Annotated in this window: 21 protein-coding genes and 1 pseudogene; 11 read left to right on the forward strand and 11 right to left on the reverse strand. The window is 74.9% G+C overall.

Annotated elements, in window-relative coordinates; all coding sequences use genetic code 11:
• Positions 1–183 precede the first annotated feature (183 nt).
• Both ACIA8O_RS22220 and ACIA8O_RS22225 read left to right on the forward strand, forming a co-directional pair.
• Positions 184–1,059: a carbon-nitrogen hydrolase family protein gene (locus ACIA8O_RS22220; protein ID WP_396295646.1), complete on the forward strand. Its 876-nt coding sequence runs from the start codon at positions 184–186 to the stop codon at positions 1,057–1,059.
• 248 nt (positions 1,060–1,307) lie between these two features.
• Positions 1,308–2,174 (forward strand): GNAT family N-acetyltransferase, encoded by an 867-nt coding sequence (locus ACIA8O_RS22225; RefSeq protein WP_396295647.1) that lies wholly within the window; start codon positions 1,308–1,310, stop codon positions 2,172–2,174.
• 13 nt (positions 2,175–2,187) lie between these two features.
• Here ACIA8O_RS22225 and ACIA8O_RS22230 read toward each other — a convergent pair whose 3' ends face one another.
• Positions 2,188–2,970, reverse strand: a complete 783-nt coding sequence (locus tag ACIA8O_RS22230) for a phosphotransferase (RefSeq protein ID WP_396295648.1) — start codon at positions 2,968–2,970, stop codon at positions 2,188–2,190.
• Positions 2,971–3,099: 129 nt separating this feature from the next.
• Here ACIA8O_RS22230 and ACIA8O_RS22235 point away from each other — a divergent pair, with 129 nt between their 5' ends.
• Complete coding sequence (locus ACIA8O_RS22235) at positions 3,100–3,555, forward strand: hypothetical protein (protein WP_396295649.1); 456 nt, start codon at positions 3,100–3,102, stop codon at positions 3,553–3,555.
• A 10-nt stretch (positions 3,556–3,565) separates the two neighbouring features.
• On the opposite strand, the gene ACIA8O_RS22240 is transcribed toward ACIA8O_RS22235, so the two are convergent.
• The 5 genes from ACIA8O_RS22240 to ACIA8O_RS22260 form a co-directional block, all read right to left on the reverse strand.
• The gene (locus tag ACIA8O_RS22240; RefSeq protein ID WP_396295650.1) at positions 3,566–3,991 is read right to left on the reverse strand and encodes a YybH family protein; all 426 of its coding nucleotides are present in this window, start codon (positions 3,989–3,991) and stop codon (positions 3,566–3,568) included.
• Positions 3,992–4,026: 35 nt separating this feature from the next.
• Complete coding sequence (locus ACIA8O_RS22245) at positions 4,027–5,007, reverse strand: zinc-binding dehydrogenase (RefSeq protein ID WP_396295651.1); 981 nt, start codon at positions 5,005–5,007, stop codon at positions 4,027–4,029.
• Positions 5,008–5,032: 25 nt separating this feature from the next.
• Positions 5,033–5,626 (reverse strand): NADPH-dependent FMN reductase, encoded by a 594-nt coding sequence (locus ACIA8O_RS22250; RefSeq protein WP_396295652.1) that lies wholly within the window; start codon positions 5,624–5,626, stop codon positions 5,033–5,035.
• Positions 5,627–5,740: 114 nt separating this feature from the next.
• Positions 5,741–8,518 (reverse strand): AAA family ATPase, encoded by a 2,778-nt coding sequence (locus ACIA8O_RS22255; RefSeq protein ID WP_396295653.1) that lies wholly within the window; start codon positions 8,516–8,518, stop codon positions 5,741–5,743.
• Between the two features lie 58 nt (positions 8,519–8,576).
• Positions 8,577–9,125, reverse strand: a complete 549-nt coding sequence (locus ACIA8O_RS22260) for an SMI1/KNR4 family protein (protein WP_396295654.1) — start codon at positions 9,123–9,125, stop codon at positions 8,577–8,579.
• A gap of 836 nt (positions 9,126–9,961) precedes the next feature.
• Between ACIA8O_RS22260 and ACIA8O_RS22265 the strand changes: the two are divergent.
• Positions 9,962–10,288 (forward strand): annotated as a pseudogene (locus ACIA8O_RS22265) (DUF4241 domain-containing protein); the annotation flags it as partial.
• A gap of 302 nt (positions 10,289–10,590) precedes the next feature.
• Here ACIA8O_RS22265 and ACIA8O_RS22270 read toward each other — a convergent pair.
• Both ACIA8O_RS22270 and ACIA8O_RS22275 read right to left on the reverse strand, forming a co-directional pair.
• On the reverse strand, positions 10,591–11,322 hold the full coding sequence (locus tag ACIA8O_RS22270) for a hypothetical protein (RefSeq protein WP_396295655.1): 732 nt from the start codon (positions 11,320–11,322) through the stop codon (positions 10,591–10,593).
• A gap of 10 nt (positions 11,323–11,332) precedes the next feature.
• A complete protein-coding gene (locus ACIA8O_RS22275) occupies positions 11,333–11,506 on the reverse strand; it encodes a hypothetical protein (RefSeq protein WP_396295656.1) in 174 nt (57 codons plus the stop codon).
• A gap of 170 nt (positions 11,507–11,676) precedes the next feature.
• On the opposite strand from ACIA8O_RS22275, the gene ACIA8O_RS22280 reads away from it, so the two are divergent.
• Complete coding sequence (locus ACIA8O_RS22280) at positions 11,677–12,684, forward strand: endonuclease/exonuclease/phosphatase family protein (RefSeq protein WP_396295657.1); 1,008 nt, start codon at positions 11,677–11,679, stop codon at positions 12,682–12,684.
• Positions 12,685–12,837: 153 nt separating this feature from the next.
• Complete coding sequence (gene helR, locus ACIA8O_RS22285) at positions 12,838–15,003, forward strand: RNA polymerase recycling motor ATPase HelR (protein WP_396295658.1); 2,166 nt, start codon at positions 12,838–12,840, stop codon at positions 15,001–15,003.
• 114 nt (positions 15,004–15,117) lie between these two features.
• Here helR and ACIA8O_RS22290 read toward each other — a convergent pair whose 3' ends face one another.
• Positions 15,118–15,666 (reverse strand): hypothetical protein, encoded by a 549-nt coding sequence (locus tag ACIA8O_RS22290; RefSeq protein ID WP_396295659.1) that lies wholly within the window; start codon positions 15,664–15,666, stop codon positions 15,118–15,120.
• A 229-nt stretch (positions 15,667–15,895) separates the two neighbouring features.
• On the opposite strand from ACIA8O_RS22290, the gene def reads away from it, so the two are divergent.
• The 5 genes from def (at position 15,896) to ACIA8O_RS22315 (ending at position 20,305) form a co-directional block, all read left to right on the forward strand.
• Positions 15,896–16,441, forward strand: coding sequence for a peptide deformylase (gene def, locus ACIA8O_RS22295; RefSeq protein WP_396295660.1), 546 nt, complete (start codon positions 15,896–15,898; stop codon positions 16,439–16,441).
• A 63-nt stretch (positions 16,442–16,504) separates the two neighbouring features.
• Complete coding sequence (gene fmt, locus ACIA8O_RS22300; protein WP_396295661.1) at positions 16,505–17,443, forward strand: methionyl-tRNA formyltransferase; 939 nt, start codon at positions 16,505–16,507, stop codon at positions 17,441–17,443.
• A gap of 32 nt (positions 17,444–17,475) precedes the next feature.
• Positions 17,476–17,763: a hypothetical protein gene (locus ACIA8O_RS22305; RefSeq protein ID WP_396295662.1), complete on the forward strand. Its 288-nt coding sequence runs from the start codon at positions 17,476–17,478 to the stop codon at positions 17,761–17,763.
• A 46-nt stretch (positions 17,764–17,809) separates the two neighbouring features.
• Complete coding sequence (locus ACIA8O_RS22310) at positions 17,810–19,249, forward strand: RsmB/NOP family class I SAM-dependent RNA methyltransferase (RefSeq protein WP_396295663.1); 1,440 nt, start codon at positions 17,810–17,812, stop codon at positions 19,247–19,249.
• A gap of 81 nt (positions 19,250–19,330) precedes the next feature.
• Positions 19,331–20,305, forward strand: a complete 975-nt coding sequence (locus ACIA8O_RS22315) for an aldo/keto reductase (RefSeq protein ID WP_396295664.1) — start codon at positions 19,331–19,333, stop codon at positions 20,303–20,305.
• Between the two features lie 82 nt (positions 20,306–20,387).
• Here ACIA8O_RS22315 and ACIA8O_RS22320 read toward each other — a convergent pair whose 3' ends face one another.
• Positions 20,388–20,564, reverse strand: a complete 177-nt coding sequence (locus ACIA8O_RS22320) for a hypothetical protein (RefSeq protein ID WP_396295665.1) — start codon at positions 20,562–20,564, stop codon at positions 20,388–20,390.
• Between the two features lie 118 nt (positions 20,565–20,682).
• Positions 20,683–22,746 (reverse strand): sensor histidine kinase, encoded by a 2,064-nt coding sequence (locus tag ACIA8O_RS22325; protein WP_396295666.1) that lies wholly within the window; start codon positions 22,744–22,746, stop codon positions 20,683–20,685.
• Positions 22,747–22,763: the final 17 nt, after the last annotated feature.

Here is a 22,763-nt window from a genome sequence, read left to right on the forward strand (position 1 = left end):
GTTGGCCGCACTGAGTGAGCTGCGACTCGGCAGACCAACTGTCCTGCCGGCGCGGCATTCGTCGCCCAGGGTGTGCCGGACGCAGGGGTGCTCGCATCCGGCCGGACCCGGCCTGGGGTCGCCAGGCGCTGGTCCTGAAACCGGGTGTGCCGTACCGTCCGCGGTGTGGCGAGGACATTGCGGATGGCGGTCGCGCAGAGCACGGTGCCGGAGGACCCCACTGATCGAGGAGCGCTCCGGGCGGCCGGGCAGGAGATCCGGGCCCTGATGGTCGAGGCCGTCGGGGCGGGTGCACGGCTTGTGCAGTTCCCCGAGGGGGCGATCACCTACCCGAGCAAGCACGTGATGGCGGCCGGCCCGGCCGGTGAGCTGGTACCGGCCGACTGGAGCCGTGCCGCGTGGGACGTCCTGCGAGAGGAGGCGGAGTCGATCGCCGCGCTGGCGGGGAAGCTCGGCCTGTGGACGGTGTTCGGATCAGTCCACCCGCTCACGCCGCCGAACCGGCCGCACAACAGTCTCTACGTCGTCTCCGACCGCGGCGAGTTGGTCGCGCGCTACGACAAGCGGTACCTCTCGCACACCGAGGTCTCCTACCTGTACTCCCCGGGGCGGCAGCCGCTCGTCGTCGAGATCGACGGCATCCGGTTCGGCTTCGCGCTGTGCATCGAGACCAACTTCCCGGAGGTCTTCGCCGAGTACGAGCGCCTGGACGCCGACTGCGTCCTGCTGTCGGCGATGGCCGACGACGCGCCCCGGGCCCGCGTCGCCCAGGCGTACGGCACGCTCTACAACTACTGGCTCGGCTACTCCGTCCCGGCGCAGTTCGGCACCACGGCACCGTCCGGGATCGTGGCACCCGGCGGACGGTGGCTGGCACGCTGCCCCGCAGACCGGCGTCCCGCCCTGGCGATCGCGGACATCGACCTCGACTCCCAGGACGAGGACATCACCATGGCCCTCCGCTACGCCCGCCCGTGGCGCCGCTCGGCCCGAGCCGGACTCTACGACGAACGGCTTCCGGTCGGCGACACCCGAAGCGACACCCGCACAGTGTTCTGAGACCGCCCAGCCGCTGGGCCCGCCAGGCTCATGAAGTGAGCCGCAGATCGCGTGGTGCTGTTGGCGACAACAAGCATGTTGAGTCACCGTGCCCGTGCGACGCTGCGCGGTGGGCGTCGGACCGGTATCGGAGCTGCCGGGCGTCCCTGGGCCCGGCGGTGTCGGCAGGGAGCGAACCCGGAACGGTCCAGCGGGTGCGGCGGTTAATGGGTTGCGGGAGTTCCCGGACGGAGTGTCAGATCCGGGCCATGACGACTGTGCTGGGGACCCCGACCGTGGACGGGGTGCGGGAGGCGATGGGGGCGCTGCGGGAGTGGCAGCGTGACGGAGCGCCGATGCAGCTGCATGCGGGGGACATCGGCTGGAACTACCGCTTCGGGGCGCCCGAGACGGCGGCGGTGGTGCGGACCTGGAGCCGGGGTGGGCGGATCCTCGCGGTCGGGATGCAGGACAGCCCGACGTTGTTGCGGATGACGGTCGCCCCCGAGGCGTTCCGGGACGAGGAGTTGGCGCGGCGGCTGGTCGAGGACGTCTCGCTGCCCGGGCGTGGTGTGCTGCCGGCGGGGGAGGTCGCGATCGAGGCGCCGTTGGGTCTGTTGCTGCACGATCTGCTGACCGAGGAGGGCTGGGGGGTCGACGAGCCGTGGACGCCGTTGTTCCGTGACCTCGCGGCGCCGGTGGAGGACCCTGGTGTGCGGATCGAGACGATCGGCCCCGAGCGGGCGCAGGACTTCGCCGAGGTCCTGGGGTCGGCGTTCGGCACTTCGCGGCCCTCGCGGGAGTACTGGCACCGGATGGCGACGGGACCGTTCCACGACGATGCCCGTTGCCTGGGCGCCTACGACGGGCGGGGTGAGCCGGTGGCGGTGGTGACGGTCTGGTCGGCCGGGCCGGGGAGGCCCGGGTTGGTGGAGCCGATGGGTGTCCACGCGGACCACCGCGGCCGCGGGTACGGCCGGGCGATCACCCTCGCCGGGGCGGCCACGCTGCGGGAGTTGGGTTCGTCGAGCGTCCGGGTGTGCACCCCGAGCTCCAACGTCGGTGCCGTCGCCACGTACGAGGCGGCCGGGTTCGTGGCGAGGCCGGAGGTCCGGGACCGGATCCGTACGGCCTGAGGCGGGGCCGGTTTCAGGGGTGGGCGAGGAGGGTGGTGCGGTGGGCCAGGGCCCAGGTGCGTTCGGCCTCGATGTCGGGGACGAAGTCGCGGCGGAGGAAGGTGGCCCAGGGGTCGGTGCCGGTGGGGCCGAGGCGGGTGATGCGGTCGGTCTCCTCGCGTTGGAGGCGGGCGAGGGTGTCGAGGACGGTGGCCGGGGCGGCGCCGTAGGCGGAGCAGAGCAGGTGGAGGCGGCGGGCGAGGGGCACGCCGGAGGGGCCGAAGCCGGCCCGGTGTTGGCGTTCGGCTGAGCGCAACGGCACGGTGTACCAGGCGAGTTGGGCGAGGTCCTGGAGGGGTTTGCCGGGGAGGGCGAGGTCCCAGTCGATGACGCCGGTGAGGCGGTCGTCGGACCAGACGGTGTTCCAGGGGGTGAGGTCGCCGTGACGGATGATCAGGCCCGGCCGCCAGTGGGTGTGGGGATCGCACCAGACGGCGTCCGCCGGGGGACGGAAGTCGCGGACGACGTCGTGGTAGTCGCGTAGCCAGCGGCCGAGGGCGGTGATTCCGTCGTCGGTGCGGAGGGCCTCCGGCCAGGGGGTGAGGCCGACCTCGCCGGGGATCAGCGAGAGGACCTCCTCGCCGGATTCGGGGCTGCCGCCGAGGACGCGCGGAACGCCGGTGAAGCCGGACCGCTCCAGGTGGCGGAGCAGCTCGTGCACGGCCGGGGTCCAGGCCCGCCAGGGGCGGCGGATGGTGTCGCCCTCGCGCCGTACGAGGGAGAGGCCGCCGTGCACGGATTCGCCGTCCTGGATCATGGAAGGGAGCCTACGCGGTGCCCGATCTCCTCGACGGCGCGGAGGTGTTCGTCGTCGCCGCTGCTCGGATTGCCGGCGACTCCGACGGGTGGGCTCTGGCCTGGTTCCTGATCGAGCACAATACGGACCGTGGATCTGAGAGCGGAACTGGTGCCCCCGTCGGTGAGCCGGCAGCGGCTGGACGAGGTCAGCCGTGAGATCTTGCGGATCGCCGATCTGCTGCTCAGTGATTCCGGGGATCCGGATGAGGAGATCAGGGCCTTCAACGAGCGGACGGGTCACGACTACGCGGCGCTCGACTTCGCCGAGTACTACGGCAGTCGGAGCCTGGCCGAGTTCGCGGTGGAGGCGGCTCGGCCGGCTCGGCCGCGGGTCGCGGACGTCACCAGGGACGAACTCGTCGAGATCGTCCGCAGGATTCTGGCCGGTGACCCGGAGGGCGGCTACTACCTGCGGCTCCTGGAAGCCAACGTGACGCATCCTCGGGTGAGTGACCTGATCTTCCATCCCCCGGCCGAACTGCGGGGCGCCTCGGCCGGGCGGATCGTCGACGAGGCCCTCGGGTACCGTCCGATCGCCCTGTGACCCGCAGGGCCTAGGTGAGGACGGGGGTGGTCTGGGCGGAGGTGATCAGCCAACCGCTCGCGGGGTCCGGGTGTCTGACGACGACGTAGGTGAGCTGGCCGGTGGTGGCGGGGAGGCGGGTGTCGGGGCCGTCGCGCAGGGCGGGCTCGCGCTGGTCGGAGACGTGCTTCAGGCAGGAGACGATCGCCGCGTCGGTGGAGACGAGGCGGATGGTCTCGATCTCGGTGCGGGTGGGGACGGCGGCGAGGGGTGAGGCCAGGGCCTGGGTCATGGCCGCGGCCAGGGTGGTGCGGCCCTGGACGTGGCGGCCGGCGAAGTTGACCACGCTGATGTCGGGGGTGTGGAGGGGGATGAAGCGGGCCGGGTCGCTCTGGTGGCGTTCGGCTTCGGCGATCAGGTGGCGGATGTCGGCCAGGTCGCGTTCGAGGGTGGTCATGGCTGGGCTCCTGAGGGGTTCGTCGGTGGGTGGGGTCACGGGACCAGGACGGCCTTGCCGACCGTGGACCGGTTGGCGAGGGCGCGGTGGGCTTCGGCGGCGTCGTGGAGCGGGAAGTCCTGGACGGCGGGGAGCAGGCGGCCCTCGGCGGCGGCTCGGAGGGAGCGTTCCTCCAGGCCGCGCAGCCCGCCCGGGCCGGTCAGCAGGCGGGGGCCGAGGGCGACGGTGGCGGTGAGCAGGCGCTCGTACAGGTCCTTGGTGGTGAGTTCGGTGGGGGCCCCGGCGGACCAGCCGAACATCACGAACCGGCCGCCCAGGCCGAGGAGTTCGAGGCTCGCGCGGCCCGCGTCACCGCCCACGCCGTCGAAGGCGACGGTGGGTTCGCGGCCGTCGAGCGCGTCGCGGACCCGCTGCGGCCAGTCGGGGGCGGTGTAGTCGACCGCGTGGGCGCCGAGGGCCCGGACGCGGTCGGCCTTCGCCTCGCCGCCCGCGACGCCGACCACCGTGGCGCCGGCGTGCAGTGCGGCCTGGACGAGCAGGGTGCCGATGCCGCCGGCCGCCGCCGTCACCAGGACGGTGTCGTCGGCGGTGACCGGTGCGACGTCCAGGATGCCGAGTGCGGTGCGGCCGGTGCCGATCATCGCGACCGCGGCGGCGTCGGAGAGGTTGTCGGGGGTCGGGTGGACGGCGGCGACCTCGCGGACCGCCAGTTCGGCGTATCCGCCGTTGGCCAGGCCCAGGTGGGCGACGACGCGGCGGCCCAGCCAGGAGGTGTCGACGCCGTCGCCGACCCGGTCGACCACGCCTGCCACCTCGCGGCCCGGAACGATCGGCAACTCGGGTAGGGGGAAGGGGAGTTGGTCGGCGAGACCGGCGCGCAGCGCGGTGTCGAGCAGGTGGATGCCGGCGGCGCGGACGGCGATCCGGACCTGGCCGGGGCCGGGCTCGGGGTCGGGGACGCTCTCGTGGCGCAGGTTCTCGGCGGGGCCGAACCGGTGCAGGGTGATGGCTCGCATGGTGTGCTCCGGGGTGGGTGAGGGGTCAGTTGCCGTACGGGTGGGCGGACTTGGCGTCGCGCAGCGCCCGTCCCCACCAGACGAGCTGGTCGAGCATCGTCTTGGCGGCGCCCTCGGGCCGCGCCGGGTCGTGCAACTGCCCCGCCTCGTCGAACAGTTCCCACGCGCTGTGGAAGCTGACGGTGTCGCGCACCGTGGTGGCGTGGACCTCGGCGAAGACCTGGCGGAGGTGTTCGACGGCGCGCAGGCCGCCCGCGATGCCGCCGTAGGAGACGAATCCGACCGGCTTGGCCTGCCACTCCTGACGGTGCCAGTCGATCGCGCTCTTCAAGGGCGCCGGGTAGCTGTGGTTGTACTCGGGCGTGACCACGACGAAGGCGTCTGCGGCGGCCAACCGCGGGGTGAGGGAGGCGACTTCGGGCGTCGGCGTGCCGGCCAGCACGTCCGGCAGGCGCTCGTCGAGCAGGTCCACCAGGTCGACGTCGAGGTCCTCGCGGCGGCGTGCCCGGTCGGCGAACCAGTGGGCGACGGTGGGGCCGAACCGGCCTTCCCGGGTGCTGCCGATGATGACGGCGAGACGGAGGCGGTCGGTGGAGGCGGTGGGGGCAGTGGTCGTCATGGTGGGGCCTGTCCTGGTCCTGGGCGTCGTGCCGGGTTCTCCCGGCACCGATGACGCTAGGTGGACGGGTACCGGCCCAGCCTCTGTCGGATGACTGGGCCGGTACCGGGGGACCTACCTGGACGGCGCGGCGGGGTGCCCCCGGTCGGGCTCCTCGGCCAGGTCCAGGCGGGCGAGTTCGCCCCGCGACGCGACGCCGAGCTTCGGGTACGCGTTGTAGAGGTGGTAGCCGACCGTGCGCGGGCTCAGGAACAGCTGCCCGCCGATGTCGCGGTTGGTGAGCCCGGCCGCTGCGAGGCGGACGACCTGGAGCTCCTGCGGCGTCAGCCGGGACAGCGCCTCGCGGTGACCGGTGGCGGAGGCCTGCGGTGCGCGGTGCTCGCCGGTGGCGCGCAGCTCGTTGCGGGCCCGGTCGGCCCACGGGCCGGCGCCGAGTCCGGCGAAGGCGTCGGCGGCGGAACGCAGCGGGGTGCGGGCGTCGGACGGCCAGCCGGAGCGGCGCAGCCACTCGCCGTACAGCAGCTCGGTGCGGGCCTGCTCGAACGGGCGGCCGTCGTGCGGGTGCCGGGAGAGCGCCTGCTCGTACAGCGGGCCGGCCTGGTCGCCCGGCGCGAGCAGCGCGCGGCACCGCAGGGTGACCGCCTCCGCCCAGGGGCGGCCGGTGGCCAGGGCCCACTCCGAGAAGTGGGCCATCGGCTCGTCGGCCGGCAGGCCGAGCCGGGCCGCCGCCTCGATGTGGTCGGGCAGCGTGTAGAGCGCGATGACGCTGCGGAAGGCGGCCCGGGGGCCCATCCCGGCGCGGTGACGCAGCGACTCCTCGTAGCGGCCGGCACCCAGGTCGAGCAGGCCGAGCGCGGTGGCCGCCCACTCCCCGCCGCGGCCGGTGCGCTCCTCCCGTACGGCGGCGGCCAGTTCACGGCAGCGCGACTCGTCGCCGCCGACCGCCGCCAGGTGCGCCAGTACGCCGCGCGCGTCGGCCACGTAGGCGACCTGCCCGGTGTCCTCGGCCACCCGCTCGGCCTCGGTCGCGGTCACCGCGGCGTCGCGGTGACGACCCATCAGCAGCTGCGCCCGGGCGAGGTCGCGCAGCACCTCGGGCAGCACGCCGACGGCGCCCGCGTCGCGGCACTCCTGCTGGAGCGCGGAGGTCAGGTGGTGCGCGGTGTCCAGGTCACCGGTCAGCACCGCCCACTCCTCGGCGCAGGCGCGCTCCATCAGCCGGAGCGCGCGCAGCGCCTCGGGCCGTTCGCAGAGCAGGGCGCGCAGCGCGGGCAGTCCGTCGCGGGCCCGGCCGGCCGCCAGGTCGGCCAGGCCGAGGGCGGCATCGACGAAGGGGGTCACGTGCGGCCCGGCCGGCAGGGCGAGCTCGCGGACGCGCTCCACCGTGCCGCCGATCCGGGCCCGGTCACCGGTCGTCCAGATCACGCCCATCGCGTCGAAGAGGATGAACGCCGACTTGGCGGGCAGGCGCGGGCCGACGGCCTCGGCACCCTCCAGCAGGATGGCGTGCGCGGTGGTCGGGTCGCCCCGGAAGTACGGTGCCAGCGCCCGGACCTGGGCGGTCTCGGCGACCAGGGCGGGATCGGTGAGGTGCGGTGCGGCCTGGCCGGCCAGCGCGGCGGCGCGGTCGATCCACCCCGCGTCGGCGGCCGCCCGGGCGGCCCTGGCCAGCCGGCGGGAGCGGCCGGCCGGGTCGGGGGTGAGCTGCGCGGCCCGCTCGTACGCGGCCGCGACCGCCGCGTACCCGCCACGGGCCCTGGCGTGCTCCGCGGTCTCCTCCAGCAGCCCGGCGGCCGGCTCGTCCGTGCCCACCGTCGCGTCGGCCAGGTGCCACGCGCGCCGGTCGGCGTCGTCGGGCCCGGTGAGCACCTCGGCGACGGCCCGGTGCGCGGCGAACCTGGCCACCGCCGCGGCGCCCCGGTAGGCGGCGCTGCGGATCAGCGGGTGACGGAACGTCAGGCGCCCGTCGCCGACCACGATCAGCTCCTTGCGCTCGGCCGGTTCGGCGTCGGCCACCGTGACGCCCAGGCGGCCGGCGGCGCCGAGCACCACCGCGAGGTCCCCGGTGCTCTCGGCGGCGGCGACCAGCAGCAGCGTGCGGGTCGCCTCGGGCAGCGCGCCGATCCGGTCGGCGAACGCCTGCTGGATCCGGGTGTGGCTCGGCTGGGCCGACGGGCCGTAGGCGTACGCGGCGAGGTGCCCCTCGCGCTGCGCGGCCGGGAGTTCGAGCAGCGCCAGCGGATTGCCGCGCGCCTCGCCGAGGATCTGGTCGCGGACGTGCCGGGGCAGGTCACGGGCGTGCTCGTCGAGCAGTGCGCCGGCGTCGGCGTCGGCCAGCCCGCTCAGCCAGAGCTCGGGTATGCCGGTGGCGGGGAACTTGGGTGCGTGCAGGTGCCGCGCGGCGAACAGCAGGACGACGCCCTCGGCGTGCAGGCGCCGGGCGGCGAACAGCAGCGCGTCGGTGGAGGCGTGGTCGAGCCAGTGCGCGTCGTCCACCACGCACAACAGCGGCCCCTGCTCCGCGAGTTCGCCGAGCAGGGTGAGGACCGCGAGACCGACCGCCATGCCGTCGCCCGGCGCGCCGCCGTCGGCCGTCAGCCCCAGCGCGCCCCGGAGCGCGTCGGCCTGCCGCGGCGGCAGCGCGTCGATCCGGTCGAGCACCGTGCCGAGCAGCAGGTGCAGCCCGGCGAAGGGCAGCTCCCGCTCCGACTCGATCCCGGTGGTCCGCAGCACCCGGAGGTCATCGGACGCGGCCACCGCGGCGTGCTCCAGCAGCAGCGACTTGCCGATCCCGGCCTCGCCGCGGACCACCAGCGCCGCACTGCGCCCACCGCGCGCCTGGTCCAGCAGCCGTTCGACGGCGGCGGTCTCGGAGGCTCTTCCACGCAACATGATCACGACTGTAGACGAGGGCCGGACAGGCGCCCCGGGCAGCCGTTCTGACGCCCGGTCAGCCAGAGCCGCACGGCGGTACGGACCCGTGGGCGACAGCGAGCTCGGCGGGTGCGGCGGCGGTGACCTGTGCCCGCAGCCAGTCGGTGAACCGGGCGAAGCGCAGGGTGGGCACGTCGCCGAAGGTGCCGCCCTCGCAGTAGGACCACACCTCGGGATCGGGGCCCGGCCCGCGGAGGAACTCGAACTGGTAGCCCTGGTGCATGAGGAAGACCCGGTCCGAGTCGGTCAGTGCGAAGGGGACGTCGTTCTCCGCGAGGAGCTCGCGCGCCGCCGCTCCCAGGCCGATGACCCGCGGGTGGAACACGTCGGTGCCCCGCAGGAAGTGCCCGGCACCGCCGCCGACCCGTTCCAGGAAGCAGCGGTAGGCGGCCCCGAGGGGTGCCGCCTGGTCCCGTTCGATCCGGTCGAGCTCGGCGCCGGACAGCCCGCGGACCCGATCCGCCGTCGCCGTGGTGCCGTCGACGACCGCTGCCGTCAGCGAGCGGACGCGGGCCGCCGCCAGGTCGTCCTCCGAGGGACCCCCGGCCGTGCCTCCGACCGTCATACCGCCTCCGAACAGAACTCCGGGCCAGCTCCTGCGGCCGGCGTCGTCGGAGCCCAGGATGCCTGGTCGGCGTGGGGTCGCGTCGGTGGGGTGGTCTAGCGTCTGGGGCGAGATCACGTGGAACGGGTGGTGCGGGTGTGGACGGGGAGCAGGGACCGGTGACGGTCGTCGAGGTGGGGTACGCGCTGGCGTGGGACCTGGAGGCCCGGGTGGAGTGGGGGCCGCTGGCGGTCGAGGCGGCGCGGGAGCGGGATGCGGCGGGTCTGCCGTACGTGGCCGTGCACCGGGTGCCGGGGCGGGCGGAGCCGGTGGAGGTGCGGCTGGTCTCCTGGCGGGACCACTACGCCGGTCTGTGGCTCTACGACGAACTGGGGCGGCGTACCGAGGAGTTGGACTGGCGGTTGCTGGACGACCCGGGTCTGCTCCTCAGCCGGCGGACCCGCGCGTGGCGGTACACCGGCCCCGACATGGCCGAGTTCGACGACCACTGTCCCCGTTCCAGGGTGGAGCTGTACCCGGACGGCAGGGGTGTCGTGTCGGTGGAGCCGCAGGGTGACCGCGGCACGAGGACGGACACGGCGCCGAAGGACGGTGCGCGGCGGTGGCAGCCCCGCCCCGGGTTCGGGGACTGGCCGGTCGTCGCGGCCCTCTGGCAGCGGGTGCCCGGGCCGGTGACGCTCCGGCCGGTGGAGCCCGGCCCAGGGGTGGCGGCCGCGGCCGACGACCTGTCAGGGGCTCCGGTCACCTGCTGGCGGCCGCCGCGGCCCGCGCGGCCGGGGCCGATCGGGGCGCTGTTCCGGCCGGGGACGCGTCTGAGCGACGGGTACCACCCCGAGATGGTCGTCGTGGAGCCGCGCCGGTGCGGGACGCTGCGGGTGCCGAGCGGTCTGCTGGTGGTGTCCGGGCCGGACGGTTTCGACGAGGACCCCGACGTCACCGTGCCCGTGCCGCCCGGGGAGCACGTGCTGGAGGAGGCGCGGGCCCGGGTCGGGTACGAGTGGGCGGGGGAGTGGGTCACCCGTACCGACACCACGGCGGTCCGGCTGCGGATCGGCGAGGGCCCCGCGGTGTCCTGGGAGATGGGCCTCGGCCCGGATCACGACCTCCGGCTGCTGGGGGACGGCGAGGCCTACGGCTTCGGCACCGACGGCGCGACCGGGTGCTTCGCCGACGCGGGCTCGTGGCGGACGCTCCGTCAGCTCTTCGAGGACCACCTCGTCCACGGGGAGCCGGGTGCCGGGGAGGACATCGACGACTCGATGTACCTCCTGCGCACCCGGGACGAGGCCTCGGGGGGGCGAGCTGGCTGCCTTCGCCACGAGCGGGGACGGTATCCACCCGGTGTGGGTGGGGCGTTGCGCCGAGGGGGAGGTGAGCGAGGTGGTCGTGCTGGTGGAGTCGATGCCGGAGGTGCTGCCGGACGACAGCGCCGGCTGATCCGGCCGGACCAGCCGCCCGGCTCCGCTCACCGGCGCCGCGGCCTCGTGCCGAACTCGGGGCGGGGCGGGCGGGCCGGGAGGAGGGGGAGGGGGTCGTACAGCCGGGCCACGTGGCGGCGGTGGGCGCGGGCCCCGGGGGTGGTGGGCTCGACGGTGTGGTGGGGGTCGGGGAAGGCCGCGCTGCCCGCGGTCGGTGGGTGGGGGCCCGGGCCGAACAGGTTGCCCTGGAGGCGGCCGGTCAGGAGGCGGTGGCGCTGCCAGGGGACGGGTCTGGCGTGGCCGGCGACGACCGGGCCGCGGTTGATCTGGAACCAGAGCTCGCGGCCGTTGGCGAAGCGCAGGACGCTCTCCCGGAGGTCACGCCGGTCGGTGTGCACGTCGAAGTCCCAGTCGCCGGAGGCGTGGTGCGTGCGGAAGTGGTGGAGGAACCGGGGCAGGTCGACGGCGGCGCCGAACGGGACCAGCGCGTCGGCGTAGGGCTCGCCGCCGAGGAAGTGGAGCCGGAACTCCAGGCCGTACGGCCGGCCGCGGACCTTCCGGCGGACGGGGAGGGAGAAGGTGTCCGCGTCCTCGTGGCGCCAGTGGTGGGCGGGACGGACGTGCCGGCTCAGGTGCTCGAAGGAGAGCGCGCCCTGACCGGCCATCAGGCCCGGGATGCGGTCGGCCGAGCCGTGCAGCAGGTAGAGGCACATCAGGTCGACCGGGTGCGCCTCGCGGGCCAGCCGGGTGAAGAGTCCGTCGGAGAAGGCGTCGCGCACGGGCGTCGGCTCAGAAGCTGCGGACGATGAACCAGATGGCGGTCCCGGTGACCGCCAGGCCCCCGCCGATGGTGACGGTGCGGCCGACGCCCTCGTGGACGTACTCGGCGACGAGGTTGCCGATCAGCGCGATCAGCGGTGTGCCGATCACGAGCAGACCGATACCGATCACGTGGTAGATCATGACGCCAGCCCCCCGGAGGGATCACCCGCACGGTGATCCGGAAGCAGGATCGTAGAGCGGGACGGTGCGCCGCGGAAGCCGGTTTCCGCGGTGGGCCGGCGGAACCGCCCGGCGGGGGCGGGGCGTCTCCGGGCGGAACGGGTGATCAAGGTCGGACGTGGGGAGTGCCGGTGGCGGGTGTGGTGACGGAGACGGCGGCGGGCAGCGCCCGGCAGGCGCCGGTGAGGCGGCGGCGCGGGCTCCGGTGGCGGGTGGGGTACGCGCTGTGCGGGCTGGCGGTGGTCCCGGCGCTGGTGCTGGGGGCGGTGCGGCTCGGGGGGTTCGACGACGGGACGTACTGGGCGGTGCTGATGGCCACGCTGCCGTACGCCGCGCTGGCGGCGTTGCTGGGCGCGGCCGGGCTGCTGGGGCTGCGGGCGTGGCGGACGGCGGTGCCGGCGGTGTTGCTGGTGGCGGTGCAGGTGGCCTGGTTCGCACCGCGGTTGGTGGCGGATGCCGACGCCGTGCCGGCCGGGGCGCCCCGGTTGCGGGTGGCGGTCAGCAACGCGTACATGGGGCAGGTGGACCCGGCCGCGCTGGTGGGGCTGGTGCGGGACCAGCGGGTGGACGTGCTGGCGGCGGTGGAGTTGAACCCGGTCGCGGCCCGGCGGGTGGAGGCGGCCGGGCTGGCCGACCTGATGCCCCAACGGATCGTCACGGGGGACACCGTGCTCTACTCCCGGACGCCGCTGACGCCGGTCGGGGTCGGCACCACCGCCGGGGCGGCCGCCGCCGGTGAGCTGACGGTGGCCGGGAAGACCGTCCGGGTGGTGCCGGTGCACACCTTCTACCCGCTCGGCGATCCGGCGAAGTGGGCCGACGGCATGCGGGAGTTGAAGGCGGAGGCGGCCCGCTCCCCGCGGAACACCGTGATGCTGGGGGACTTCAACGCGACCCTCGACCACGCGCCGATGCGCGAGCTGCTGGGCGTCGGACTGGCCGACACGCACGAGCAGTTGGGCAAGGGGCTGGTGCCGACCTGGCCGGAGGACTACCACGACCTGCCGGGGGTGCCGCCGGTGATCCAGATCGACCACGTGCTGCACGGGGAGGCGCTGCGGCCGGTGGCGGTGTCGGAGCACACCCTGAAGGGCACGGATCACCGGGCGCTGGTCGCGGAGTTGGCCCTCACGGGCTGAGGAGGCGGAGGGAGGAGGGGGAAAGCACTCTTCCGGCCACTACCAACTTATAGCGCGAGGGGGGCCTTGTGGCAAGGCCCCCCTGATGCCCCACAATCGCAGGCCGAAGTCAGGAACCTGCGCAAATGGGAGATTCGCGAGTTGCACACCTCTATGTCGGAATCCGGTTCGCGCACCGCCGAGAGCGCCTTCGACCTGCCGGACCGTCTGGCCGCCAAGGCCGACCCGGCTCTGACCGCAGCCGACGAACGGCACTTCGCCGCCGTCGCGACCAGTCTGGAGGAGACCGTCGCCGAGCTGACCGGGCAGCTCGACACCGCCCGCAGGGCCCCCGGCGGGGCGGGCCGGGCCGCCATGGACCGCGACGTCGAGGTGCACCGCCTCACCGGGCGGCTGCGCGCGCTGGGCCGCTTCGGACTCGACCTGTGCCTCGGCCACGTGGTGGAGGAGGGCAGCGGCGAGACGGTGTACATCGGCCGGCTCGGGCTGACCGACGCCGACGGCCGCCGCCTGCTGGTGGACTGGCGCTCGCCGGCCGCCGAGCCGTTCTTCGCGGCCACCCACGCCAACCCGATGGGCCTGGCCAGCCGCCGCCGCTACCGCTGGACCCGGGGCCGGATCACCGACTACTGGGACGAGGTCTTCACCACCGAGGGCCTGGAGGGCCGGGCCGCGCTGGACGACCAGTCCGCCTTCGTCGCCAGCCTCGGCAGCAGCCGCTCGCCGAGGATGCGCGACGTGCTGGCCACCATCCAGTCCGACCAGGACGCGGTGATCCGGGCCGGTTCGCGCGGCGCCCTGGTGGTGGACGGCGGCCCCGGCACCGGCAAGACCGTGGTCGCCCTGCACCGCGCTGCCTACCTGCTGTACGCCGACCCCAGGCTCGGCCACCGCCGGGGCGGGGTGCTCTTCGTCGGCCCGCACCAGCCGTACCTGAACTACGTCGCGGACGTGCTGCCCAGCCTCGGCGAAGAGGGCGTGCGGACCTGCACCCTGCGCGACCTGGTCCCCGAAGGCGCCGCCGCACTGCCCGAGACCGACCCCGAGGTGGCCCGGCTGAAGTCCACCGTGGAGATGGCCGGAGCGATCGAGTCGGCCGTCCGGATCTACGAGGAGCCGCCCACCAAGGGCATCCAGGTCTCCACCCACTGGGGCGAGTTCTGGCTGAACGCGCGGGACTGGGCGCAGGCCTTCGAGGCCGTCGAACCCGGCACCCCGCACAACGAGGCGCGCGAGCAGATCTGGGACGAGCTGGTCGCCGTCGTGCACGAGCAGCTGGACGAGGAGGCCGGCGTCGACGCCGAACTGCTCTCCCGCTCGATGCGCCGGGACGCCGAGCTGGTCACCGCCTTCCACCGGGCCTGGCCGCTGATCGAGGCCACCGACCTGGTCGGCGACCTCTGGGAGGTGCCCGCGTACCTGCGGCTGTGCGCGCCGTGGCTGACCCCCGAGGAGGTGCGGACGCTGCGCCGCACCGACGCCCGGGCCTGGACCACCGCCGACCTGCCGCTGCTGGACGCCGCCCGGCACCGGCTCGGCGACCCGGAGGCCGAACGCCTGAAGCGCCGTCAGCGGGCCGCCGTGGCCTCCGAACGGGCCCGGATGGACGACGTGATCCGGGAGATGACCGGCGCCGACGACGACGGCGAGGGCGCCGTCACCATGCTGATGGGCCGTGACCTCCAGGACTCGCTGCTGGACGCGGGCGCGGTGCCGCAGGCCGGCGCCGAGCCGCTGGCCGGCCCGTTCGCCCACGTGGTGGTGGACGAGGCGCAGGAGCTCACCGACGCGGAGTGGCACATGCTGCTGCTGCGCTGCCCCTCCCGCAGCTTCACCGTGGTCGGCGACCGGGCGCAGGCCCGGCACGGCTTCGCCGAGAGCTGGCAGGAACGGCTGGACCGGATCGGCCTGGACCGGGTCACGGTCACCTCCCTGACCGTCAACTACCGCACCCCGGAAGAGGTGATGGCCGAGGCCGAGCCGCAGATCCGGGCCGCCCTGCCGGACGCCAACGTGCCGCTCTCGATCCGCAGCAGCGGGCTGCCGGTGCGGCACGGGGCGGTCGCGGAGCTGGACGGGGTGGTGGCGGATTGGCTGGACGCCAACGCCGAGGGCACCGTCTGCGTGATCGGCGCGCCGCGGTACCGGCCGGCCGACCCCCGGGTCCGTTCGCTCACCCCGACCCTCGCCAAGGGCCTGGAGTTCGACCTGGTCGTGGTGGTCGAGCCGGCGTCGTTCGGCGAGGGCGTCGAGGGGGCGGTGGACCGGTACGTGGCGATGACCCGGGCGACGCGGGAGTTGGTGGTGCTCGCCGGGTGACCGGGGTGCCTGGGGGCCGGGTGCCTTGGGTGCCGTGGGTCCCTGGGTGACCGGGTTCCCACCGGTGGGGTCTGTGCGGGGGCGGTGCCCCGCACGGACCCGGGGCGACGGTCGTCAGCCGCGCAGCGGGACGCCCGGGTGCTCGGGGTGGCGGGCCGGCGGGATGGCGGGCGGCAGGGTGCGGGAGAGCGGGTGCTCCTCGGCCGGCCGGCCGCCCGGCCGGGCCATCGGGATGCCGTCGGCCGGACGGACGACCGGGTGGTCCTCGGCCGGGCGGCCGGGGGCGGGCACGGCGGTGGCGAGCAGCTCGCCGGTGGGCCGCCGCATGCCGTAACGCCGGTGCACCGCCTGCTTGGTGACCCCCAGCGCCGACCCCACCGAGTCCCAGGAGAAGCCCAGCGCGCGGTCGAACTCGACCGCCGCCGCCACCAGCGTCTCCACGCTCTCCCGCAGCTCCTGCGCCAGCCGGACGGTCGGCGCGGGAGCCCGGCCGTAGACCACGAACCCGGCGGAGGTGGAGGGCCGCCGGGGGCGGTAGACGTTGCCCAGCTGGGCGGTGAGGGTGCGCAGCGCGTCCACCTGGCGCCGCACCCGCTCGATGTCGCGCACCAGCAGGTGCAGGCTGGCCCGCGCTCGGGCGTCGTGGTTGATCTGCTCGGCCATGGCCTCTGCTGCCACCTTTCCCTACGTGCTGCTTCCGGCTGCCTCCGGGCGCCGGCCCCGGCCCGGGCCCTCGGCGGCCCGGTCAATCCCACTTGACCAACGCCCGAGTGCGCCGCTGGTCACGCGACCGATGCAGACGGGATATGCCAGAAACGCCGCCGAACGGGTGGCCCGGGATTGCATAGACTGGCCGCTGCCCGTGCCGACCGACCGTCAGGAGAGCCCCCGCATGGCGATTCAGCCGATCAGGCTGTTCGGTGACCCGGTGCTGCGGGCGACCGCCAAGCCCGTCACCACCTTCGACAAGGAGCTGCGGAAGCTGGTCCGGGACCTCACCGACACCATGGTCGACGCCCCCGGCGCCGGTCTCGCCGCGCCCCAACTCGGCGTCTCGCTGCGGGTGTTCACCTACCGGGTGGACGGCGTGCTGGGCCACCTGGTCAACCCGGACCTCTCGCTCAGCGAGGAGGAGCAGGACGGCCCCGAGGGCTGCCTCTCGCTCCCCGGCCTGCGCTTCGACACCAAGCGCGCGTACGGCGTGGTGGCCAAGGGCTTCAACATGCACGGCGACCCGGTGACCATCGAGGGCACCGAACTGCTCGCCCGCTGCATCCAGCACGAGACCGACCACCTGGACGGGGTGCTGTTCCTGGACCGCCTGGACCGCGAGCAGCGCAAGGCGGCGATGAAGGCGATCCGCGACGCGGACTGGGGGCAGGGCCTGGTGCCCCGGGTGAAGGTCTCGCCGCACCCGACCTTCGGCTTCCCGCGCTGACACTCCGGCGCCGACGCACCCGCGCTGAAGCAACCGTTCCACCGATCGAAAGGCCCCACCCGCATGCGCCTCGTCTTCGCCGGCACCCCCGAGGTCGCCGTCCCCGCCCTGGACGCCCTGATCGCCTCCGACCGCCACGAGGTGGTCGCCGTGGTCACCCGTCCGGACGCGGTCTCCGGACGCGGCCGCAAGCTGGTCGCCAGCCCCGTGGCCCAGCGGGCCGAGGAAGCCGGCATCGAGGTGCTCAAGCCCGCGAAGCCGTCCGACCCCGACTTCCTCGCCCGGCTGGCCGAACTCGCCCCCGACTGCTGCCCGGTGGTCGCCTACGGCGCGCTGATCCGCCCCGGCGCACTGGAGCTCCCCAAGCACGGCTGGGTCAACCTGCACTTCTCGCTGCTGCCGGCCTGGCGCGGCGCCGCACCCGTCCAGCACGCGGTGCTGGCCGGTGACGAGGTGACGGGCGCCTCCACCTTCCTGATCGAGCAGGGCCTCGACTCCGGCCCGGTCTACGGCGTCCTGACGGAGGAGATCCGCCCGAGCGACACCAGCGGCGAACTGCTCGGCCGCCTCGCCGTCTCCGGCGCCCGCCTGCTGGTCGCCACCATGGACGGCCTGGAGGACGGCACCCTGCACGGCGTCCCGCAGCCCGCGGACGGCGTCACCCTGGCCCCCAAGATCTCCGTCGAGGACGCCCGCATCGAGTGGACCCACCCCGCCCTGCGGGTCGACCGCGTGGTCCGCGGCTGCGCCCCCAACCCCGGCGCCTGGACCACCTTCCGCGGCGAGCGCCTCAAGCTCTCCGGCCCGGTCAAGCTCCTGACGGACAGTGCGGAGCTGGCCCCCGGCGAGCTCGCCGTCGTCGGCAAGAACTCCGTCCGGGTCGGCACCGGCTCCCACGACGTGGAACTGGGCGAGGTCCAGCCCCAGGGCAAGAAGCCGATGCGCGGCGCCGACTGGGCCCGCGGCGTCCGCATCGAGCCCGGCGAGCGCCTCGGCCTCTGAGGGCCGGGGCACCGCGGACCTGAGGAGCCGTCATGACGTCGAACGGTCGCCGCGCGGTGCTCGACCGGTGGGCCGGCCCGCCGCCGGGGGCGCCGCGGCGGACCGCCTGGCAGCGGTTCAACAGGCCCGGGACCGACTCGGGTTGGCTGTTGCTCGGGGCGAACTTCGGGCTGTTCGCCTTCCTGGGGCTGCGCGCCTTCGTCGGGGTGCTGCAGGGGTCGGCGCTGTTCGGGCTGCTGGTGCTGGTGTGCGGGCTCGGGGCGGCGCGGGCCGGGTACGTGATGTGGCGCGTCGCGGGGCGGCGCGGGCGCGCCACGTAGACTGGGCCGTTCTGAGATCCGCAGCACCTTTCGAGAGGCCCCGCACGTGAGCACCCCCGGTTCGCCCAGCGCCAAGCGTCCCCCGCGTCCGCACCGCCGTCCGAAGAAGGACCCGGCCCGGATCGTGGCGTTCAAGGCCCTGCGGGCGGTGGACGAGCGGGACGCGTACGCCAACCTGATCCTGCCCTCGCTGCTGCGGGAGGCGGAGCAGAAGGGGATGGACCGGCGGGACGCGGCGCTGGCGACGGAGCTGGTGTACGGGACGCTGCGGATGCAGGGGACGTACGACGCGGTGATCTCGGCCTGCATCGACCGGCCGCTGCGGGAGGTGGACCCGCCGGTGCTGGACGTGCTGTCGCTGGGTGCGCACCAGCTGCTGACGACCCGTATCCCGAGCCACGCCGCCGTGTCAGCGACCGTCGAGCTGGCCCGGGTGGTGCTCGGGGACGGGCGGGCGAAGTTCGTCAACGCGGTGCTGCGGCGGATCAGTGCGCAGGACCTGGAGACCTGGGTCGGGCAGATCGCGCCGCCGTACGAGGAGGACGCCGAGGAGCACCTCGCGGTGGTGCACTCGCACCCGCGCTGGGTGGTGTCGGCGCTGTGGGACTCGCTGGGCCGCTGGCAGCCGCAGGCGAGCGGCCGGGCCGCGGTGGAGGAGCTGCTGGACGCGGACAACGTGCGCCCCGCGGTGACCCTGGTGGCCCGCCCCGGGCGGTCCACGGCGGCCGAACTGCTGGAGGCCAGGCCGGAGTCGGAGGCCGGCCGGTGGTCGCCGTTCGCGGTGCGCCTGGCCGAGGGCGGGGAGCCGGGCGGGATCGAGGCGGTCCGGGAGGGCCGGGCCGGGGTGCAGGACGAGGGCAGCCAGCTGGTGGCGCTCGCGCTGGCGGCCGCGCCGGTGGAGGGCCGGGACGCGCTCTGGCTGGACGGCTGTGCCGGGCCGGGCGGCAAGGCGGCGCTGCTGGCCGCGCTGGCGTCCGAGCGCGGCGCCGCGCTGGTGGCCTCGGAGAAGCAGCCGCACCGGGCCCGTCTGGTGGCCCGCGCGCTGGCCGGGAACCCGGGCCCGTACACGGTGATCACCGCCGACGGCACCAGGCCGGCCTGGGCCGAGGGCACCTTCGACCGGGTGCTGGTGGACGTCCCGTGCTCGGGGCTGGGCGCGCTGCGCCGCCGCCCGGAGGCGCGCTGGCGCCGTCGTCCGGAGGACATCGCGGGCTTCGGTCCGCTCCAGCGGGACCTGCTGCGCGGGGCGATCCGGGCCACCCGGCCGGGCGGCGTGGTCGGCTACGCGACCTGCTCGCCGCACCTGGCGGAGACCCGGGCGGTGGTGGACGACGTGCTGCGCGAGGGCCTGGGTGTGGAGTGGATCGACGCCCGTCCGCTGCTGCCGGAGATGCCGGGCCTGGGCGAGGGCCCGGACGTCCAGCTCTGGCCGCACCTGCACGGGACGGACGCGATGTACCTGGCGCTGTTCCGCCGGACGGCCTGAGCCCGGGCGGGAGTTGACGCTTCGTCCGATCGGGTGGGGAGGGGCTGGACAGCGGCGGCGGCCGGGCCGGAGGGTGGCCGTATGGAGTACACCCAGCTCGGCCGCACCGGCCTGTCCGTCTCCCGCCTCTGCCTCGGCACGATGAACTTCGGCCCGCACACCGCGGAGCCGGACGCGCACGCGATCATGGACACCGCCCACGAGGTGGGCGTCAACTTCTTCGACACCGCCGACGTCTACGGCGGCCCCGGCCACAAGGGCCGCACCGAGGAGATCCTCGGCAGCTGGTTCGCGAAGGGCGGCGGCCGCCGGGACCGGACCGTGCTGGCCACCAAGCTCTACGGCCGGACCGGCGACTGGCCGAACGAGGGCCGGCTCTCCGCGCTGCACGTGCGGCGCGCGGTGGAGGACAGCCTGCGCCGGCTCGGCACCGACCACATCGACCTGTACCAGATGCACCACGTGGACCGGGCCACGCCGTGGGAGGAGATCTGGCAGGCGATGGAGGTGCTGGTCGCCCAGGGCAAGATCCTCTACGTGGGCTCCAGCAACTTCGGCGGCTGGCACCTGGCGCAGGCCCAGGAGACCGCCAGGGCACGGCACTTCCTCGGCCTGGTCAGCGAGCAGTCCGTCTACAACCTGGCGGTGCGCACCGTGGAGCTGGAGGTGGCCCCGGCCGCCGAGCACTACGGCATCGGCCTGATCCCGTGGTCCCCGCTGTTCAGCGGCATCCTGGGCGGGGTGCTGCGCAAGGAGCGCGAGGGGGTGCGGCGGGTGGCCGAGGGCTGGGTGGCCGACGAGGTCGCCAAGCGGCGCGAGCAGCTGGAGGCCTACGAGGACTTCGCGGCCGAGCTGGGCGAGGAGCCGGGTGACATCGCGCTGGCCTGGCTGCTGGGCCGCCCGGCGGTCACCGCCCCGGTCATCGGCCCGCGCACCCTGGACCAGCTGCACGCGGCGGTGCGGGCGCTGGACCTGACGCTGGACCGGAAGTCGCTGGACCGGCTGGACGAGATCTTCCCGGGCTTCAAGCCCGCCCCGGAGGCCTACGCCTGGTAGTGCCCCCCGGAAGGGGGCCGGGCCCCGGGGCTTGGTGCCTCGGGGCCCGGCCGGGTGACGGTTGGTCAGTGGGGTGGTGCGGTCACTGCCTGGGGCAGTGGCCGGGGTTGGGTACGCAGGAGACGTTCCGGCCGTGCGGCTGGCCCGCCAGCTTGCACCCGTTCTGGATGTCGGCCGGGCCGCCCGGCTTGCGCTGCGCGTCCTGGTCGTCGGCGGTGGCCTGCGGAGCGGCGTCCTGCGGGGTCGGGTCGGGATTCATGATCGGGTCCTTCCTCCGGGCGCCGGTCGATCAGCCGGCACCTCACAAACGCTACGGTCGGGCCGGTGCCGTCGCATGAGGCAGTGGTCCCGACGAGGTCCCACCGGCCGTGCGCCGTTCAGGTGGTGACGGGCAGTGGCAGGACGGCCGTGGCCACCGTGCCGCCCGTCGTCGCCGGGGCCAGCGAGAAGCTGCCGCCCAGTTCCTCGGCGCGGTCCGCCATCGAACGCAGGCCGATCCCGCCGCCCTCGGCCGGTGGGGTGAAACCACGGCCGTCGTCCGCCACCTCGGTCTCCAGGTGGCCGTCCCGCACGGTGAGGGCCAGCCTGATCCGGGTGGCCCGGGCGTGCCGGACGGCGTTGTTGAGCGACTCGGCGCAGATCCGGTAGGCCGCCACCTCGACGGCGGCCGGCAGCGGCGGCAGCGGATCGGGTGTCAGCACGGCGGTGATCTCGGGACCGGCCCCGGCCAGCCGGCCGACCAGGGTGGCGACGGCGTTGCCCAGCCCGTACCGGTCGAGGGCGGCGGGGGCCAGGCCGTCGGTGATGTGCCGCAGTTCGACGATGGCCTGGCCGATGCCGGCCGAGACCTCGGCCAGCGGTCGGTCGCCGGGGCCGCCGGCGCCGTCGAGGGCCCGGATCGCGTCGACCCGCAGCCGCAGGCCGGAGAGCATCGGGCCCAGCCCGTCGTGCAGGTCGTGGCGCAGGCGGCGCCGGGCCTCCTCGCGGGCCAGCACGATCCGCTCCCGGCTGGCCTGGAGCTGCTCGTACAGGCGGAGCGAGGCGACCGCCGGCGCGGCGTGCGCGGCGAGGGTGGCGAGGACGTCCGCGTCCTGCCGGTCGAGCGCGGACCCGCCGGGCCGGGGCGGGACCAGCAGGCGTCCGATCACCTCGTTCTGATAGGTCATCGGGAAGGCGGTCGCGGTGCGCGGGTCGACGGTGCCGAGACCGGCCAGCTCCAGTTCGCCGTCCCGGGTCTGCGCCACCACCCGGGCGCCGGGCAGGCGGAGGGTCTCCACCACGGTGGCGCAGACCAGCCGGGGCAGTTCGGCGGGGGAGACGGCCCGGCCCAGCTGGTCGGTCAGACGCCGCACCACCTGGTAGGGCTCGGCCCGTTCGCCGTAGTAGTAGCGGTTCACCATCCGGGTGGCCCAGTGCACGGTGGGGCGCAGCAGCATCCCGATCACCAGGGCGACCGGGGCGAGCAGCAGCCCGGTGGAGGGGGAGTCCGGCGGCAGCAGGCGGTAGGAGAGCAGCGCGGCGGCGCCGTAGCCGGTGATCAGCACGGTGGCGGTGAGCAGCCCGGTGAGGGCGCGCAGGGCGGGGCGGTCCAGGTGGAGCGAGCGGTCCCGGACGCAGGCCAGCACGGTGGCGGCGGGCCAGGCGGCGGCGGTCAGGTACCAGAGCGCCTCGGTGGTGGAGGAGCCCAGGCCCAGCAGCGAGGCGAGCAGCTGGACCACGATCCAGAGCAGGTACGGCAGCAGGATCGCCACGCCCGAGACCCGGGCGCGCGGACCCGCCGCCCCGCGCGAGCGGATCCAACGGACCGTCATCACCAGCAGGTTCACCCCGACCACGGCGTCGCCCAGCCAGGCGGCGTACGGCCAGTCGAGGGTCCACTCGTACGGGCGGGAGAGCAGCTCGGCGTCGAGCGGCAGCGGCTGCCCGTACCAGGGGTCGAAGGCCCCGGTGCCGACGGTGGTCTGCACGGCGGCCAGCAGGGCGAGCAGCACCAGGTACGGCGGACCCCAGCGGCGGGGCAGGCGGCCGCCGGGGAGGAAGAGCGGCAGGGCGAACAGGCCGAGCAGGAAGAGGCTCTTGCCGGCCAGCGCGAGCGCGCAGGCGAGGGTGAACAGCGGTGTCCGGGGCGTCAGTTCGGCGGTGACGGCGGGCAGCGCCTCGGCCAGCACCGCCCCCGCGCCGCCGGCCAGCAGCAGCCGGCCCAGGCCGATCGCCGGGTGCTGGGTGGCGAACAGCACCCCGGCCAGCGCCATCCCGGTGCCGGTCACCACCTGGACCCCGCCGTAGCCGGAGGCGAAGTCCACCAACTCCTCGCTGGAGCTGCCCAGCACCACCAGCACCCAGACCAGGGTGCCGAGCAGGGTGACGGCGAACACCGCGTACGCCGGCAGCAGGCTCGACCGGGCGGCGGCCCGCGGGGTGGCCACTTCGGGTGCGGTCATGCGGGCCTCCTGCCCGG

Source organism: Kitasatospora sp. NPDC051853 (assembly GCF_044452665.1).
Taxonomy (GTDB): Bacteria; Actinomycetota; Actinomycetes; order Streptomycetales; family Streptomycetaceae; genus Kitasatospora.

Coding starts and splice junctions, on each gene's coding strand:
- ACIA8O_RS22220 (WP_396295646.1), top strand. CDS start 184: ATGGCGGTCGCGCAGAGCACGGTGCCGGAGGACCCCACTGATCGAGGA.
- ACIA8O_RS22225 (WP_396295647.1), top strand. CDS start 1,308: ATGACGACTGTGCTGGGGACCCCGACCGTGGACGGGGTGCGGGAGGCG.
- ACIA8O_RS22230 (WP_396295648.1), bottom strand. CDS start 2,970: ATGATCCAGGACGGCGAATCCGTGCACGGCGGCCTCTCCCTCGTACGG.
- ACIA8O_RS22240 (WP_396295650.1), bottom strand. CDS start 3,991: ATGACCACCCTCGAACGCGACCTGGCCGACATCCGCCACCTGATCGCC.
- ACIA8O_RS22245 (WP_396295651.1), bottom strand. CDS start 5,007: ATGCGAGCCATCACCCTGCACCGGTTCGGCCCCGCCGAGAACCTGCGC.
- ACIA8O_RS22250 (WP_396295652.1), bottom strand. CDS start 5,626: ATGACGACCACTGCCCCCACCGCCTCCACCGACCGCCTCCGTCTCGCC.
- ACIA8O_RS22255 (WP_396295653.1), bottom strand. CDS start 8,518: ATGTTGCGTGGAAGAGCCTCCGAGACCGCCGCCGTCGAACGGCTGCTG.
- ACIA8O_RS22260 (WP_396295654.1), bottom strand. CDS start 9,125: ATGACGGTCGGAGGCACGGCCGGGGGTCCCTCGGAGGACGACCTGGCG.
- ACIA8O_RS22275 (WP_396295656.1), bottom strand. CDS start 11,506: ATGATCTACCACGTGATCGGTATCGGTCTGCTCGTGATCGGCACACCG.
- helR (WP_396295658.1), top strand. CDS start 12,838: ATGTCGGAATCCGGTTCGCGCACCGCCGAGAGCGCCTTCGACCTGCCG.
- ACIA8O_RS22290 (WP_396295659.1), bottom strand. CDS start 15,666: ATGGCCGAGCAGATCAACCACGACGCCCGAGCGCGGGCCAGCCTGCAC.
- def (WP_396295660.1), top strand. CDS start 15,896: ATGGCGATTCAGCCGATCAGGCTGTTCGGTGACCCGGTGCTGCGGGCG.
- fmt (WP_396295661.1), top strand. CDS start 16,505: ATGCGCCTCGTCTTCGCCGGCACCCCCGAGGTCGCCGTCCCCGCCCTG.
- ACIA8O_RS22305 (WP_396295662.1), top strand. CDS start 17,476: ATGACGTCGAACGGTCGCCGCGCGGTGCTCGACCGGTGGGCCGGCCCG.
- ACIA8O_RS22315 (WP_396295664.1), top strand. CDS start 19,331: ATGGAGTACACCCAGCTCGGCCGCACCGGCCTGTCCGTCTCCCGCCTC.
- ACIA8O_RS22320 (WP_396295665.1), bottom strand. CDS start 20,564: ATGAATCCCGACCCGACCCCGCAGGACGCCGCTCCGCAGGCCACCGCC.
- ACIA8O_RS22325 (WP_396295666.1), bottom strand. CDS start 22,746: ATGACCGCACCCGAAGTGGCCACCCCGCGGGCCGCCGCCCGGTCGAGC.